This is a genomic window from Flavobacterium sp. N2550 (assembly GCF_025947265.1).
In the GTDB taxonomy this organism is placed as follows: Bacteria; Bacteroidota; Bacteroidia; order Flavobacteriales; family Flavobacteriaceae; genus Flavobacterium; species Flavobacterium endophyticum.
Genome location: NZ_CP110007.1, coordinates 2,315,410 through 2,331,814, shown reverse-complemented (window position 1 = coordinate 2,331,814; position 16,405 = coordinate 2,315,410). Strand labels below are relative to the sequence as shown.

The following is a 16,405-nucleotide window of genomic DNA, read 5'->3' as shown; positions in this document are numbered from 1 at the left end:
ACGAAAGTATAAAAAAAGCCACCAAAATTGGTGGCTTTTAAAAATATTTTTGATAATCAGGTTATTATTGCTTAACCACTTTTAGTGTTTTCACTTGATTGCCTACATATACTTTTACCAAATAAGTACCGCTAGTCAAAGTCGACATATCGATTTGGCTTTCAGTAGCATTGACTTTTTTAGAAAGGACTTGCTGGCCAAGAAGATTAAATACGGTAATATCCGACATGTTTTCAGTATATGACAGATTCAGCAAATTCTTTACAGGGTTTGGATAGGCTTTAAAGCTTGCATTGTCAAAAGAGTTAGTGCTTAATGAAGTATCGTATGCTGAAATACCAAAAGTTCCGGTACCATCATTTGAATATTCGTAAACTCTCAAATACAATGTCGAACCTGGTGTCTGTCCAGTCAAAGTAACTAAAGAATAAGCTTCTGTTGCTGCTCCGTCGTCATCACAACCTACTTGAACTAATGAACCACAGGCTCCTGAATACACAGTAACTACAGTATCTAAAGGAGGCGCACTAGTACTAGAAGCTCCTGTTTCAATTGTCAAGTTACCGCTAGGAGGCACGACAACAGAGAACCATACGTCGCCACCAGAATATCCATTACATGTTGTAGGTACCGTTTCTGTAGAACTCGCAGTAGCACCCAAATTTGTTCCGTCAGTAACACTTCCGAAAGATCCAGTAGGAGTTATTGCTACAGCATTAGCGCAATTATCATTCACAGGAGGACAAGCTGCTTGAGTTTGAGCTGTACTTGTTACTACACAGCTTGCATCTTGATTATTTGTTACGGTAAGGACAACAGATGTTCCGTTAGCATAAGGTCCAAACTGAACATTTCCTGTAGCTGTTACTTGCTGAGATGGACTAGATTGATTGTCAGTAACTGTCACAGAAGTTGCAGATCCTAAGCTAGATATATTAGCATTTACAAAGAATCCTGGCGAAACAGCACAATTTGATGTTCTAGTAAATGCTACAGTTGGAGAAATACAAGTATTTACTGTAATATTCATCGTATACGCAAAACTTTGCGGTGATGGCCAAGTTGAAAGAACAATATAGTATGTAGTACCAGCTGTTACAGAAAACTGATTGATTTCTCTATTTCCAGAACCGCTTCCAGCAGCACAAGCAACAGCTCCTGTTCCTATTGCGCTACAATCTGTGTAAACGAAAACTGCAGACCAAGCTGGAGCATTCGGGATTCTGATATTGATCGACTGGTTTGCTGTTGGTGTATAAGCATACACAACATCATCACCATTCAAATAATAATTTGATGTACCGGCACAACCTGATTCGCCTCCATTAGGAAAATCATAATCATCACCATAAAGGTTGGTGTTATCGGTAGTAGTGTATGGCAAGCTGGCAATAACAATTGGATTTTCACAAACCGCTCCAATTGGTGGCACTCCAACACAAATATTAAATGTTGTTGTAGCTCCTGTATCTGACGAATTACTAAAGACTCTTACATAATACGTGTTTCCTACAGTCAATCCTCCTACTGTACTCATGTCTGCATCACTAACGTTTATACTGGTCAAACCACCTCCGCAAGTTCCTTCTAATAACTCATGAACAAGATCTGTTGGTGTTCCTCCCACATTTAGAAGTGAAATTCTATGCTCTGTTTGAGCTGCTACAAATTTATACCAAACATCATCGTTAGGTGTTCCTGTACCATTATCTCCTTCACCAGAATCTGTTGCAGAAGTTAAGTTTCCAGGCGTAACGATAGCACAATTTGCATCCGTATTTGCAGTAAGCATAATAGCTCCTGCACAGCTGTCATTAGCTGGCGGCGGCGGGAATGTGCCTATACATAAATCAAAATCAGTCGTAGGGTTGTTTGCAGAGCCGTAACTGAATACTCTTACGTAATATGTAGTTCCGACTGTCAAGCCACTTACTGTACTTATATTAGGATCGCTTATGCTTAAGCTGATTAATCCCCCACCGCAAGTTCCTTCTAGTACTTCATGAACTAAATCGGTTACATTTCCTGTTACGTTAGAAAGCTCTATTCTATGTGTAGTTCCTGTAGCGACAAACTTATACCATACGTCATCGTCTGGCGTACCAGTACCTCCGTTTGGCTCACCCGAATCCGTTGCAGATTCAAGAGTTCCTGATGTTTTTACAGTACACAATAAATTTGCATTTACGGTCAACGTTATAGCTCCTGAGCAGCTGTCGTTAGCAGGGCTAGTTGTAAACGAAACTGTTCTCCACGGACTTTGTGAAGTAGCACAGATGGTTCTTAAGTGAAAATAATGCGTTGTCCCTGCAGGCAATCCGGTTGGAGACAAAGTAGTTGCTGTTGTCGGTGTTCCAGCTCCAGTTGGATCGCCACTTGTTGTATTTAAAACATATTCAAATCCTGTTACCCCCAAAGTAGGATCCCAAGCAAGAGTGGCACCACCAGCACTAACTCCTGAAACCGCAAGTCCGGTTGGAGCTCCACAAGCTATGGAACGTATTGTTGGAGAGCTGAAACAGAAGCCATAATTCCAATCACTAGTTGCAATATCATCATCGTAAAATATGCGGTATTTAAACCCTGTCAATTGTGCTGGCGTAAAAGTAGAAATATTAAGCCCCTCAGTTAGATAAGTTGTTTTTGTAATCGAACAAAAATTATCTGTCACTATTGTATTATTTCCAGGAATACTGCTTGTCCCCCAAGGAACCCACGCAGATGTCGCTGCATTCCAATATTCAAATCTTAAGACATCATTAGCCAAATAATAGTAGCCGTATTGCACCGTTATTTCTAATGTGGTTTCTCCTGCCGTAAAAGCAGGTGTCAAATCAATAACCGGAGATTCTGCCGCAATGCTATCATCGTGCGGATTTCCGGCATCGTCGTCGTCATACGCAAAGCTTGCAGTTGTTCTTGGATCGGATTCAAAAGCGGCGGCAGCCGAATTGTAACTCCCAGTAATCGTCCAGGCTGGGTTTGGCCAGCCTGCCGATTGATTGAGCGTTTGCGAATTAACTTGCCAGCAAAGCATGACAAGCAATAAGTAAAGTTTCTTCATACTGTTTAATAGTTTAGTTAATACACTGCAATATAATTAATTATTTTAATATATTTTTAAGATTTAATAAATAAAACAAAAAGCCTCTAAATGACGCTTTTTTATATAAAAAACATTTTTACGCAGTGCCTACTTCCCTTTATTTACGGCATTTTATATAATTTTTGCCTTTTAAACTTTGCCATATCTGGATTGCTCGAATAACAAAAAATAGGTTCAAATATTTCGGATAAAGCAAAAAAAATCCCGACTACAAATGCAGTCGGGATTTTCTATTTTAAAAAGGTTATGTCAATTATTTTTTGATCACCTTAATTGTCTTAACTTGATTATCGACAGCCACTTTTACTAAATAAGTTCCGCCAGCTAAGTTTGACATATCAACAGAAGCATCGGTAGCTCCAATTGTTTTTGTAAGTACTTGTTGTCCTAATAAATTGAACACAGACACGTTTGAAATTTCTTGTGTGTATGACAAGTTCAATACATCTACAACAGGGTTAGGATAAGCTCTGAAGTCTGTATCATCAAATGAAGGAGCACTTAATGAAGCATCGTAAGCAGAAATTTTAAAGGTTCCGAACGTATCGTTGCCATATTCCCAAACACTTGCATACAATACTTCTCCAGGAGTTCTTCCGCTTAAAACAATTTTAGAGAAATTCCCGTCAGTACTATCATCATCATCACATTCAACTAAAGTCAAAGCAGCGCAAGTTCCACTATACACAGCTAAACCAGTATCTGCGATCACGCCTCCAGTATTGCTATTTGTTTCGATAGTTATACTTCCTGAAGCCGGAACAGTAATTTGGTACCAAACATCACCGCCTGAAAAACTAGCACAGCCAGGAGCAGGAGGATTTGAATTTGTTGCTGATACATTTGTTCCAATTACCGGATTCGTTGCGAACAATTCACCTGGAGTCAATACCACAGCACTAGCACAGTTATCGTTAGCAGGTGGCGGTGCTGGCGTTCCAACACAAACTGTAAACGATGTTGTTGTAGTCAAAGCATAAGAATAAATTCTAAAGAAATAGGTATTTCCAACTGTCAGTCCTGTTAAGTTTACTGGCGAGTTTGGAGAATCTTGGCAAACTATTGAAGTCCCTCCACAAGAATCAAATACTTGTGTAACAATATCAGCAGTACCACTTCCTGTTACATTTGCAGTTATGATGCTGTGAGCTGTTCCAGTGGCAACAAATTTATACCAAACATCATCATCTGGGTTACCAAAACAAGTACCTACACTTTGGCTTTGTGTTGCGCCAACTGTAGTTCCACTAACTGGTGATGTACAAGTTAGAGTAGCACCCGGAGTTAACAATACTGCATTAGCACAGTCATCATTTGCAGGTGGCGCAGGCGGAGTTCCAACACATAAAGTGAAAGCAGAAGTCGCAATTGGACTTGCTGAACTTGTGAAAACTCTAGCATAATAAAGCGTACCAACTGTCAAGTTTGCAAAGTTTTGAACATTTCCTTCTTGACAAGATCCTGTTACTTCAACAAGAGCTCCAGGAGTTCCAGTGTATAATGCAGTTGCCATTACAGCACCAGTTGCAGTTCCAGTAAATGTAAATCTAGCACGAACATCAGTTGCAGTAAATGTATACCACACATCGTCATTAAATCCAGTAGCATTACAAGCCGGAGCTGGCACAGCCGAAGCGGTTGCAGAAATCGTAGTTCCTGCTTGTGTCGCCGTACATGTTAAAGCTGGGTTAACCGTCAAGTTAACTGCTCCTGTAGGCTCATTATTTGCTGGAGCAGCAGCAGCAGCTGAACTACCGATACAAACATCGAAAGTAGTTGAAGCATCAGTTGCTGTTCCATAACTAAAGATTCTTACATAGTAAGTTGTACCAGGCGTTAATCCTGTATATGTAGAACTATTAGGGTCGCTAACATTCAAGCTTACTAAACCATTGCAAGTTCCAACCATAAGCTCGTGTACCAAATCTGTCGGAGTTCCGCCAACATTTGACAAAGCGATAGTATGTGATCCTGTAGTCGCTACGAAAGAGTACCATACGTCATCATTTGGAAGACCTGCTCCATTATCTGGCACACCAGAATCTGTAGCAGACTGTAAAGTACCTGAAGTTTTTACGCCGCAAGCCAAATCAGCATTAACTGTCAAAGCAATAGCTCCGCTACAGTTATCATTTGCTGGAGGTCCAGGGAAAGTACCAACGCAAAGGTCAAAAGTTGTAGTGTTTGTCATTGCTGCCGCAGCAACACTGAAAACTCTTACATAATATGTACTTCCAGGAATTAATCCAGTTACTGTGCTTGTGTTAGGATCGCTGACAACTAAAGAAATCAGACCGCCGCCACAAGTTCCATCTAGTACTTCATGTACTATATCAGTTGGAGTTCCTGCCACATTCGAGATAGCAATTCTATGAGACGTTGCAGTTGCAACAAATTTATACCAAACATCATCATCAGGAATACCAGCGCCATTGTCGCCTTCACCTGAATTTGTAGCGGATTGCAAAGTACCTGAAGTTTTTACGCCACAAGCTAAATCAGCATTTACAGTCAATGTAACTGCCGCGAAACAATCATCATTTGCAGGAGCTGGAGGGAAAGTTCCAACACAAAGGTCAAATGTTGTTGTAGCTCCAGTTGCAGCTGCAAGACTAAATACTCTTACATAATAAGTATTTCCTGGTGTTAGACCCGTTACAGTACTTGTATTTGGATCGCTAATGTTTAGGCTAAACAAACCGCCCCCGCAAGTTCCTTCCAATACTTCATGTACTAAATCTGTCGGAGTTCCTGCAACATTAGAAATTGTAAATTGGTGCGCTGTTGCTGTAGCAACAAACTTATACCAAACATCATCATTAGGCACACCTGCACCGTTATCACCTTCACCAGAATCCGTAGCTCCTAGTAATGTACCTGAAGTTTTAACACCACACAATAAATTAGGATTTACAGTCAAGACAACAGCATTTGTACAATCGTCATTAGCTGGTGGGTTTGGAAGTGTTTTAAAGCTTTTTGTCGTCCAAAGGCTGAACTCTGAACCGCAATTATTTCTAACGTGGAAATAATAAGTAGTATTTCCATTTAAAGAAGCAGCATTATATGGCGCTGCAGCAATCGTAGTCCCTGCACCTGTAGGGCTAGTCGCCACTTGGTCAAGAACATATTCATATCCTGTAGAGCCTGTAACAGCATCCCAAGTAATAGTTGCTGCTGCATTTGTTATGCCAGAAGCCACTACGTTAACAGGAGCTTCACAGCTTGGAATAGCTTCAACCAAGAAGTTATCTACATAAAAATTATAATCAGGAGTATCATCAAGAGGCCCATCTGTTGCATAAAATGCAAATTTAGTAGTAGGACTCACATAAGTAGCAAGATTTGCAGTATATACAGTTCCTAGATTTGAAGGAGAGTTAGTAGAATCCCAAGTATTCAGTATGGTCCAAGTTGTTCCATTATCTTGAGATACCAAGAAAACAACTTTATCATCTGATACAATTTCTGCTGGTCCTGAACCTGTAAAGGCTGTTACACCAACATCAAACTTCACTCTATATCCTCCAGCACTCATATTGATAGGAGGAGAAATCAACCATCCTTTTCTGTTAAGGCTATATAAGTTAACTCTAGCAGCACCAGTTGTTCCGTTATTTAAGAATCCGTCTGCTACCCAGATACCCGCTGCTGTACCAATCGGTCCTGTTGTAGGATCCCCATCGCCAGCTGTACTCCAACATGTCGGAACGAAAGTCGTAAAATCTTGAAGGTACGAAGGAACATTTGTACCACATGCTGTCGTAAATGTAGTTGCAACCCATGTACTCTTGTCGCCAGTTCCGCAGTTTGATCTTACCCAAACATAATGTTGCGTAGCTGAAGGCAATCCTGTAAAGCTTTTAGTAGTAACACCTGCAAGTACAGAACCTGTTGGTGTTGCCGAAGGTAACGGCGTAGTAGCAGAAGTACTCAAATAGTACTCATAACCTTCTGCAGGAGCTATCGTAGGAGCAGTCCAGTTTATAGTGGCTCCGCTTGTTGTAACAGCAGTTGGGGTCAAGGCTGTCGGCACATTACATGAAACATTGTAATCAAAACCAATAAGCGGTCTTCTATAATCAGAAGATCCTAAACTTGCTGGCAATGTACCCGAAGTATTGTTAGAATATTTCGTGGTATTTGAATTACCCGTATTAATACATGGGCTTTGGAATTCATAACTCCATGTAATTGTCGTACTTGCCGTTGAATTTGTATATTCCATCAAAACGGCTAGGTTTTGCGCCCCTGTGTATGTAAAGTTATTGGTAAAAACAAAACTTTTCCAGCCAGCAGACGAACCACTAGCTGTAGCAGGGTTAGAATCATAAACCAAAGTAGCTCCGGTGATAGCTGTCGCCCAGTCTAATGCTCCAGTTCCCCAGTCTGTGCTGGAAGTTTCTTTCAAATAGATTTTGAAATTCGGAGTCCCAGCCATAGTTCCAGTACCAGTAACTCTCTCAAAATAGGCAGAGTTAAGAACCTGACCCGCAATTCCAGTCAATTGAGAAGCTGGATAGATTACGGCAGTACGGTTCGTGGAATTCACCGCAGACGTACTGTTCATGGGCCCATAAGTATTGGACCCGAGATCTAGACATGATGCTACCGACCAGACCTGTCCATAGGACAGAAAGCCGACAAATAGCATCAGCAATAACGTAATTTTTTTCATAAAAAAGTATAAATTGATTAACAGACCGCTAAAATACTAATTTTAATAAACTAAAAAGTTAAAATTGGAAAGTTAGACATAAAAAGCAGGAATTTAAACATAACGTTAAGCCTATATTATGCAAAAAGCCCGCATCTACGCGGGCTTAACATTTTCTTCCTTATTTATTAGAAAGTTATAAACAGCTATAAAACTATGATTTTATGCTATCAATACCTACCATTTCGTTTGCATCTGCTGCATAATCAACTCCTTGTACTTCGAAGCCGAAAAGGTGATAGAAATCTTTTCTATATCCTTCCAAATCTCCAATCTCAGCAAGGTTTTCTGTTGTAGCTTTTGTCCATAATGCAGCTACTTTTTCTTGAATATCATCACGCATTTCCCAATCGTCAATTCGGATTCTTCCTTTTTCATCAGTCGGGATTTCTCCTCCTGAGTACAATCTTTCTTGGTATAATCTTTGAATTTGCTCGATAGTTCCTTCATGTACTCCTTCTTCTTTCATTACTTTGTAAAGCAACGAAATATATAATGGAATAACAGGAATAGCGGAGCTTGCTTGCGTAACCAAAGCTTTGTTTACAGAAACATAGGCTTTTCCTCCAATATCTTTCAGGCTGTCTGTAATCGAAAATGCTGTCGCTTCTAGGTGGTCTTTTGCGCGCCCGATAGTTCCTTTTCTGTATACGGCTTCTGTCAACGATGGCCCGATATAAGAATAGGCAACTGTCATCGCTCCTGGAGCCAAAACATTTGCTTTTTTCAAGGCATCAATCCACATAGACCAATCTTCACCGCCCATTACGGCAACTGTATTTTCAATATCGTCTTCTTTGCTTGGCTCTATCGAAATTTCTGAAACTTTTCCTGTATGGAAGTCTACTGTTTTATTTGAAAAAGTATTCCCTATTGGCTTTAAAACCGAACGGTGCGTGATTCCTGTAACCGGATTAGTTCTTACCGGTGAAGCTAGACTGTAGATTACCAAGTCTACTTGGCCTAAATCTGCTTTTATCAAATCTATGGTTTGGTCTTTCACTTCATTCGAGAAAGCATCTCCATTTATGCTTTTTGCATAAAGACCCGCTTTGTGCGCTTCTGCTTCAAAAGCAGCCGAATTATACCAGCCTGGAGAAGCTGTTTTTCCTTCTAATGGTGGTTTTTCAAAGAAAATTCCAATAGTAGCAGCATCAGAACCAAAGGCGCTCGTAATCCTAGAAGCCAAACCAAATCCTGTAGAAGCACCAATCACTAGGACTTTTTTGGCACCCTCAATTTTTCCTTTTGACTTTACGTATTCAATCTGATTTTTAACATTTTGCTCGGCACCTTTTGGATGTGCAGTCAAGCAAATAAATCCTCTCATTCTTGGTTCTATGATCATAAAATGGTATTTATATATTCGATTAAAAATTATAAAACTAGCTTCCGCAATGGCAAATATACCTTTGTTTTTTTAGTTCAGCAAGGCCTTGGCGTGATTTATGGCGGAGTCGGAAATGTCTTTTCCCGAAAGCATTTGCGCAATCTCGACAATCCTTTCTTCGCTTGAAAGCAGTTTAAGTTCGGATTGCGTCTGCTCCCCTACTGTCGACTTGAATACTTTGAAATGCGAGTTCCCTTTGGCGGCAATCTGCGGCAAATGCGTAATCGCAAAAACTTGCATCGTCTTGCTCATTTCTTTCATGATTTCTCCCATCTTATGGGCTATTTCTCCTGAAACCCCTGTATCAATTTCATCAAAAATGATGGTCGGCAGCTTCTGATACTGTGCCAAAATTGATTTTACGGCCAGCATAATTCTGGACAATTCTCCTCCTGAAGCTGTTTTTTTCAACAAGCCAAAGTCGGAACCTTTATTTGCGGCAAACAAAAATTGCAGATTGTCTTTTCCATTAGCATGATAGCTTTCTGATAAAGTAGCTTCAATCTGGAAGCGAACGTTGGGCATTCCCAAAAGCTCTAAAATAGCAATCAGTTTTTCGGTAAGCACCGGAATTGCTTTTTGTCTTTTTTCGTTTATAGTTTTAGCGATAGCATCCAATTGAGCTTCGCTTTCCGTAATTTCTTTTTCTGTTGTTTCGATTTCTGCTTGCAGGCTATCTACAGAAATAACTTTTTCATCAAGGCTGTTCTGGATTTCCAGCAATTCGTCAATTGTCTTGACTTGGTGTTTTTGCTGCAGGTTGTAAATGGTCTGCAGTTTTTGATTGACCAAATCCAATTGTTCTGGATCATTCATCAAAGATTCGGCAATTTGGTTCAATTCGGAAACAATATCGTCAAATTCGATGGAAACGCTGGCTACTCTTTCAGACAAGGAGTTATAATCTGGTGAAAAGGTGGCTATTTTTTGAAGAGCTGCTTTTATTTCTTTCAGGTTATGAAGTACGCCGAACTGCTCTTCTTCTGCGATTGAAAGCGAGCGATCTAGATTTTCCTTGATCAATTCGACATTGTTCAACTGCTCAAAAGTACTTTCTAGCTCTTCTTGCTCTCCTGATTTTAATTTAGCAGCAAGCAATTCTTCTAAAAGAAAAGAATTATAATCTTGTTCTTTTGAAGCATCTTGCAGCTTGGATTTTAGTGCCGACAGGTTACTTTTTAAGTTTTTGTATTTTTTTAATAGCGCTTTATATTCGGCTATTTCTTTTGCATTTCCGGCAATGGAATCAATAATATCGAACTGGAAGTTTTCTTCGGAAAGTTCTTGTGTCTGATGCTGCGAATGGATATCGATCAGAAATTCGCCCAACTCTTGAAGTTCTTGAAGGTTTACAGGACTGTCATTGACAAAGGCTCTTGATTTTCCGGAAGGAAGTATTTCTCTTCTGATGATGGTTTGTTTTTCAAAATCCAAGTCGTTGGCTTCAAAAAAAGGTTCGAGATTGTAGCGTGCTATTTCAAATTGCGCTTCGATGACGCATTTTTCTTCTTTATTTTTTAGGGAGCTCAAGTCCGCTCTTTTTCCCAAAACTAAGCCTAAAGCACCTAATAAGATCGATTTTCCGGCTCCTGTCTCTCCTGTAATGATAGAGAAATTCTCAGAAAAGTCAATATCAAGCTTTTCGATAAGGGCAAAATTCTTTATGGATAGTGATGTCAGCAATGCCTTTAAATTTAGAGATGATGTTAAAAATTTGCACCGTTGCCCTAGCCCAGATAGAAGTGGAAATCCTTTTTAGCAAAAGGTACCTTTGCTAAAAAGATTGGAACGGATAGCTGGTTAAAGCTTCAAAAAATTAAAATCGGATTCCGCCCCACTTGCTTGAATTTAGAGGAGAAATCCTGTTGAGGTTTTCAACTAAATCTGCTATCCCTATGGAAGGCCCACCTGTATAAATCGAAACAATTTCATCTGATTTTGCATCAAAAAATACGCGAGTCAGTAATGCATTTGGTCGAAGCTCATAAATTTGAGCTAGTGTTTTTATAGAATTTTTGATATTTTCTTTTCCTTTTTTTAGGTCGTCACTCATCACGTCAATTCCGGTTGAATGGTATTGGTAAAGCGCTTCTCTGTAAGGAGCAAATGTATTGGACATCAGGTCGTTGATCAAAAAGTATCTTGAGATATTACCGTCTGATTGGTTCCATCCTTTTGAGCCGCCTTGCTGTGCCAAGATTGCAACATTTTGTGCCAGTTCAAAATACGGAGTTCCGCCTTTTGGCGAAAAAGAATCCGCATCCAGCCCCATGATGATATAGCTGTAAAAGGCAATAACCGACACTAAGTTAGAATCATAGCTATTTGGATTGAAAATAAGATTTTCAAACTCTACATACCTGAAATTAAAATCTTTGTCGTTAAAGTTGAAAATCGGAGAAGAATACGTAGAATTAAATGCAGGACGTGATGACTGCACCTGAATAGATGCCGAAAATTGGTCTGAACTATAGGCAGAAACGTTGATGAACATGGTCGATTCGATACGTTCGTTTTCTCCAAAAGTCTGGTTTGTCCATCTTGTCTTGTTTACAAATTCGGTCAAGGAACGCTCCAGAGTTTTAAAAATCTGCGTATTGGCATTCGTAATCCTGTCGAAATTTATTTTTACGGTACAGTTCAATTCTTGAGCCTGAACAGATCCGGCAACGAGCAACAAAAGAAATAATATCTTACGCATAAAAATGTTGTATTACTTTATTTAAAATATCTTCAGCCACGGCTTCTTTTGATTTAAGAGGCATCGGCTCGATGTTGAAATTCTTGTCTATAAAGGTAACTTTATTTGTCGATTTTCCAAAACCAGCTCCTTCATCCTGCAATGAATTGAGAACAATCAAATCTAGGTTTTTTTTCTGGATTTTCTGCTTCGCATTTTCAATTTCATTTTCTGTTTCTAAAGCAAATCCTACCAGAAATTGTTTTTTCTTCAGCTTTCCTAAAGAAGCGAGAATATCTTGTGTTTTTTCTAACTCGATTGTAAAAGCGTCTTCCGTCTTTTTTATTTTTTGTGATGCAGGAAATTTAGGCCTATAATCCGCAACTGCCGCTGCCGCTATGGCCGCATCAACAGCATCGAAATAATCATGCGAAACATCATACATCTGCTGTGCCGAAGTCACGCTGATCTGCTGAATCTTGGAACTTTTAGGCTTCAAGTGCGTCGGTCCAGAAATCAAAATAACTTCTGCTCCTAAGCTGGCTGCTTGTTCTGCAATATCAAATCCCATCTTTCCAGAGGAATGGTTGCCTATAAAACGCACGGGGTCTATGGCTTCGTATGTAGGTCCGGCAGTAATTAGTATTTTTTTTCCTTTTAAAGGCAATTTGCTTTCGAGATCAGCTTCAAGAAAGGCAATAATATTTTCAGGTTCAGCCATTCTTCCTTCGCCTGAAAGTCCGCTTGCCAATTCGCCTGACTCGGCAGGAATAATTGTATTCCCGAATTGTTCTAATAATCTGAAACTCGCTAAAGTTGAAGGATGCTTATACATATCCAAATCCATTGCAGGCGCAAAATAAACCGGACATTTAGCAGAAAGGTAAGTCGCAATCAAAAGGTTGTCACAGACACCATTAGCCATCTTAGACAACGTATTTGCCGTAGCGGGAGCAATAAGCATCAAATCGGCCCAAAGACCTAATTCGACATGATTGTTCCAGACAGCATTTTCGTCCTCTTCGTTGTAAAAAGTAGAATGTACCGGATTTTTAGAAAGCGTGGAAAGCGTGAGCGGTGTCACAAAATCCTTAGAAGCAGGCGTCATGACCACTTGGACATCGGCGCCTGCTTTTATGAATAATCTTACTAGCGAAGCTGTTTTATATGCGGCAATCCCACCGGAAACTCCCAGCACTATTTTTTTACCACTTAAAACAGACATCGTAATTATTTAGTAGTATCTCTGTAATAGATTTTATCTTCTAGCCATTCCTGTACCGCTAAAGCGTGTGGTTTTGGCAATTTTTCGTAGAATTTCGAAACTTCGATTTGCTCTTTGTTTTCAAAAATTTCTTCTAAGCTGTCATTATAGGTAGCAAACTCTTCTAATTTCTCTGTTAATTCTTTTTTGATCTCAGAGTTAATTTGATTTGCTCTTTTAGCCATAATCGTAATCGCTTCATACACATTACCTGTCGGTTCCTCAATCACACTCTTATTATAAGTAATTGTGTTTACTGGAGCATTAGTCTTTTTTAAATCCATGACTTTTATTTAATTAGAAAATTGTTGTAATTCTTTTTCGATTCTTGCAAGCTTTTCATCGACTTCTTTTTTGTATTGTGTCGACTCATTAAATTTTATCAGATTGGCATACGAAGCTTTCGCTAAGTTCAATCGTTCTTGCTTTTTGCTTTCTACACTATTGATGGCCAAAATATAAGCCGAATCAAATCTGTAATATAGAGCATCTTCTTTGAAAGGCGTTCCTGGATAGTCTGCAATAAAATTGTCTAACGCCTTTATAGCTGCAGAATAATCACGTGTATAACCGCCAATCGTATGGTATTGTTTTGCGTTTTCAAAAGCTTTTTTCTCTAGCTTCTCTCTTAATGTCTTTACGATCTCGTTCGCTCTTGGCAGGTATTCAGAATTTGGATACAGATTGATAAACGCTTGTAACTTATCGATTGCTTTATCCGTATCCGTTTGATCTAAAGTATATCTCGGAGATAGTTTTGAATAGCTTTCAGCACTCAAGAAAGCAGCTTCTTCGGCCTTTTCGCTTTTTGGGTAGCTTGATGTAAAGCTTTCAAACTGATAGCCGGCAAGATAATGCTGTTTTGTCTTATAATACGACTGCGCAAACATATAGAACATTTTTTCTGCCGCAGGTTTTCCTCTGTAAGAAGGCGCAATCTGCTCAAAAAGTCGAATTGCTTTTGTATATTTTCCAGCGTCATACATTTTTGAAGCGATGTCATATTTTACAGCGATATCCTCTGATTTTAAGGCTTTTTGATAAGGACTGCAAGAACCAAGGGCTATTGCGATTAAAAGTATGTAAAATATTCTGTTCATTTTCAAGATTGTATTTACTGATTTCAAGCTTTTTGAGGCTGTATAAAAATCAACCGCAAATTTAGTTATTAATTATAGATTAAAAAAACATTTTTTTAAGGCTCCAAAAAGACTTAAAAATAAAAAAGATGCCAAATAAAATGACACCTTTCTAACGATTAAATTCTGTATTTATTTTCCAGTCGCAATCGGACTCGTAAAGTTTTTCATTTCGTTATCAAAAAGATACAAACCTCCTTTGTCGTCACCGATCAAATTGATTTTATCTAGGATATATCTAGCATTTGCTTCTTCCTCGATCTGCTCGGCAACATACCATTGCAAGAAATTGTGAGTCGCATAGTCTCTTTCATCTAACGCAATACCAACCAAGTCGTTGATGCTTTCGGAAACTTTAATTTCATGCTGCAATAATTGCTTGAAAAGCACTTTATAGCTTGACAAATCAAGTACAGGCTCAACAGTAGCAGATATTTTAGCCTGGCCGCCTCTTTGGTTGATGTATTTTACCAATTTCAGCATGTGCATTCTTTCTTCTTCAGACTGCGCAAACATAAAAGTTGATATTCCTTCAAAACCTTGAACTTCAGCCCAAGAAGCCATCGCAAGATAAATCTGAGAAGAATCTCCTTCTACTTTTATTTGTTTGTTTAGCGCGTCTTGTATGGTTTGTGACAACATAATCTTTATTTTTTGAAACTAATTTACTGTTTTTTTAACAAACTGGTCAATTCTGCCTGCTAAATCTTCGTTAACATTAACTAATGGCAAACGTACTGTATTTTCTGACAATCCCAAAGATTTAAAGATTTCTTTAACACCGGCTGGGTTTCCTTGCTCAAAAATCATGTCGATAGAATCGGCAAGTTGGTAATGCAACTGGTAAGCCTCGTCCACTTTTCTTTCCAATCCCAAACGCACCATTTCCGAAAATTGCTTTGGAAAACCTTCTGCAATTACCGAAATCACTCCTGCTCCACCCGCCAAAACCATCGGCAGTGTTACCATATCATCGCCAGAAATTACCAAGAAATCTTTTGGCTTGTCTTGAATCAATTTCATAGCCTGAACGATATCTCCTGCAGCTTCTTTAATTCCCACTACATTTTTGAAATCATTCGCCAAGCGAAGTACCGTCGACGGCAAGACATTGCTAGCTGTTCTTCCCGGAACATTGTACAAGATTACCGGAAGCGGCGAAGCTTCTGCAATCGCTTTAAAATGCTGATAGATTCCTTCTTGCGTAGGCTTGTTATAGTAAGGCGAAACAGAAAGAACTGCTGAAAATCCTGTAAAATCTCTGGTTTTTAGCTCCTCCACAACTTCTGCAGTATTATTGCCACCAACACCCAAAACCAACGGCAATCTTCCGTTATTGGTTTCGATTACGGTTTTTATGACCAATTCTTTTTCTTCTTTCTTTAATGTAGCCGGCTCGCCTGTCGTTCCTAAAACAACAAGGTAGTTGATTCCGTTATCGATCTGATAATTTACGATTCTTTTTAAGGCCTCGACATCAACAGAAAAATCTTTTTTGAATGGTGTGACAAGCGCAACGCCTGTTCCAATAAGTGACTGCATAATTATATTTTATTTAGTATTTTTAGATATTTGAATAATTCAGAAACAAAAACCTTATAATTTTCGGCATTGGTATTGATCATAAAATGATTCAATCTTTTGTCGATGGTTGAAAATCCCACTTTAAAATTCGCTTTCGACTTGAAAGTCGTAATCATCAAGGGCGCTTTCTCAGTATCGTAATAGCTGATGAGCATATCAAATTCCTTCTCGGCAAAGTCCCTTACATTCTTATTTTCCAGCGTTCCTTTCCAGCTCAAATCTTTGTGGCTGAAACTCGGATAATTAATAACTTCTTTTTTCTTGAAACGGTCTTTATAAAGCAAAATTTGTATGTCTTCTCTCTTGATTCCGTTAGCCAAAAGCTCTTCTATCAAATTGACTTTGTCTTCAAAATAGGTCTTATCAATGAGCAGTCCGACTGTTTTTATCGTTTCGGTCGAAGGGTTTCCCTTTACATGCAGGGAACTATTTTTTAATGTTCTTTTTGCAGAAAAATTCTTGAAAAATTTTAAAAACATAGTACTTTTACTTGTGATTACAAATTTAATTAAATAAGCCGTATTT

General features: G+C 39.0%; 11 protein-coding genes. All 11 read right to left on the bottom strand.

The genetic code is table 11. The annotated features are described in order from the left end of the window. Positions 1-64: 64 nt before the first annotated feature. The 11 genes from OLM56_RS10230 to OLM56_RS10180 all read right to left on the bottom strand — a co-directional run bounded on the left by OLM56_RS10230 (position 65) and on the right by OLM56_RS10180 (position 16,359). On the bottom strand, positions 65-3,064 hold the full coding sequence (locus OLM56_RS10230) for a T9SS type A sorting domain-containing protein (RefSeq protein WP_264526885.1): 3,000 nt from the start codon (positions 3,062-3,064) through the stop codon (positions 65-67). Positions 3,065-3,359: 295 nt separating this feature from the next. Then, positions 3,360-7,784, bottom strand: a complete 4,425-nt coding sequence (locus OLM56_RS10225) for a T9SS type A sorting domain-containing protein (RefSeq protein WP_264526884.1) — start codon at positions 7,782-7,784, stop codon at positions 3,360-3,362. Positions 7,785-7,977: 193 nt separating this feature from the next. After that, on the bottom strand, positions 7,978-9,171 hold the full coding sequence (fabV, locus tag OLM56_RS10220) for an enoyl-ACP reductase FabV (protein ID WP_182493755.1): 1,194 nt from the start codon (positions 9,169-9,171) through the stop codon (positions 7,978-7,980). Positions 9,172-9,243: 72 nt separating this feature from the next. Further along, positions 9,244-10,896, bottom strand: a complete 1,653-nt coding sequence (recN, locus tag OLM56_RS10215; protein ID WP_264526883.1) for a DNA repair protein RecN — start codon at positions 10,894-10,896, stop codon at positions 9,244-9,246. Positions 10,897-11,029: 133 nt separating this feature from the next. After that, positions 11,030-11,914 (bottom strand): DUF4835 family protein, encoded by an 885-nt coding sequence (locus OLM56_RS10210; protein WP_121376548.1) that lies wholly within the window; start codon positions 11,912-11,914, stop codon positions 11,030-11,032. After that, positions 11,907-13,118 carry a bifunctional phosphopantothenoylcysteine decarboxylase/phosphopantothenate--cysteine ligase CoaBC gene (coaBC, locus tag OLM56_RS10205; RefSeq protein ID WP_264526882.1) on the bottom strand — a complete coding sequence of 404 codons (1,212 nt, stop codon included), beginning with the start codon at positions 13,116-13,118 and terminating at the stop codon, positions 11,907-11,909. Before coaBC ends, OLM56_RS10210 begins: the two co-directional genes overlap by 8 nt. A 5-nt stretch (positions 13,119-13,123) precedes the next feature. After that, positions 13,124-13,441 (bottom strand): DNA-directed RNA polymerase subunit omega, encoded by a 318-nt coding sequence (locus tag OLM56_RS10200; RefSeq protein WP_121376550.1) that lies wholly within the window; start codon positions 13,439-13,441, stop codon positions 13,124-13,126. A 9-nt stretch (positions 13,442-13,450) separates the two neighbouring features. Then, a complete protein-coding gene (locus OLM56_RS10195) occupies positions 13,451-14,257 on the bottom strand; it encodes an outer membrane protein assembly factor BamD (RefSeq protein ID WP_121376634.1) in 807 nt (268 codons plus the stop codon). A gap of 171 nt (positions 14,258-14,428) precedes the next feature. Beyond that, positions 14,429-14,938 (bottom strand): ferritin, encoded by a 510-nt coding sequence (locus tag OLM56_RS10190; protein ID WP_121376551.1) that lies wholly within the window; start codon positions 14,936-14,938, stop codon positions 14,429-14,431. 18 nt (positions 14,939-14,956) lie between these two features. Beyond that, on the bottom strand, positions 14,957-15,838 hold the full coding sequence (dapA, locus tag OLM56_RS10185; RefSeq protein WP_121376552.1) for a 4-hydroxy-tetrahydrodipicolinate synthase: 882 nt from the start codon (positions 15,836-15,838) through the stop codon (positions 14,957-14,959). A gap of 2 nt (positions 15,839-15,840) precedes the next feature. Continuing rightward, complete coding sequence (locus OLM56_RS10180; RefSeq protein ID WP_121376553.1) at positions 15,841-16,359, bottom strand: DUF6913 domain-containing protein; 519 nt, start codon at positions 16,357-16,359, stop codon at positions 15,841-15,843. Positions 16,360-16,405: the final 46 nt, after the last annotated feature.

Coding starts and splice junctions, on each gene's coding strand:
- dapA (WP_121376552.1), bottom strand. CDS start 15,838: ATGCAGTCACTTATTGGAACAGGCGTTGCGCTTGTCACACCATTCAAA.
- OLM56_RS10190 (WP_121376551.1), bottom strand. CDS start 14,938: ATGTTGTCACAAACCATACAAGACGCGCTAAACAAACAAATAAAAGTA.
- OLM56_RS10180 (WP_121376553.1), bottom strand. CDS start 16,359: ATGTTTTTAAAATTTTTCAAGAATTTTTCTGCAAAAAGAACATTAAAA.
- fabV (WP_182493755.1), bottom strand. CDS start 9,171: ATGATCATAGAACCAAGAATGAGAGGATTTATTTGCTTGACTGCACAT.
- OLM56_RS10200 (WP_121376550.1), bottom strand. CDS start 13,441: ATGGATTTAAAAAAGACTAATGCTCCAGTAAACACAATTACTTATAAT.
- OLM56_RS10225 (WP_264526884.1), bottom strand. CDS start 7,784: ATGAAAAAAATTACGTTATTGCTGATGCTATTTGTCGGCTTTCTGTCC.
- coaBC (WP_264526882.1), bottom strand. CDS start 13,118: ATGTCTGTTTTAAGTGGTAAAAAAATAGTGCTGGGAGTTTCCGGTGGG.
- OLM56_RS10230 (WP_264526885.1), bottom strand. CDS start 3,064: ATGAAGAAACTTTACTTATTGCTTGTCATGCTTTGCTGGCAAGTTAAT.
- OLM56_RS10210 (WP_121376548.1), bottom strand. CDS start 11,914: ATGCGTAAGATATTATTTCTTTTGTTGCTCGTTGCCGGATCTGTTCAG.
- OLM56_RS10195 (WP_121376634.1), bottom strand. CDS start 14,257: ATGAACAGAATATTTTACATACTTTTAATCGCAATAGCCCTTGGTTCT.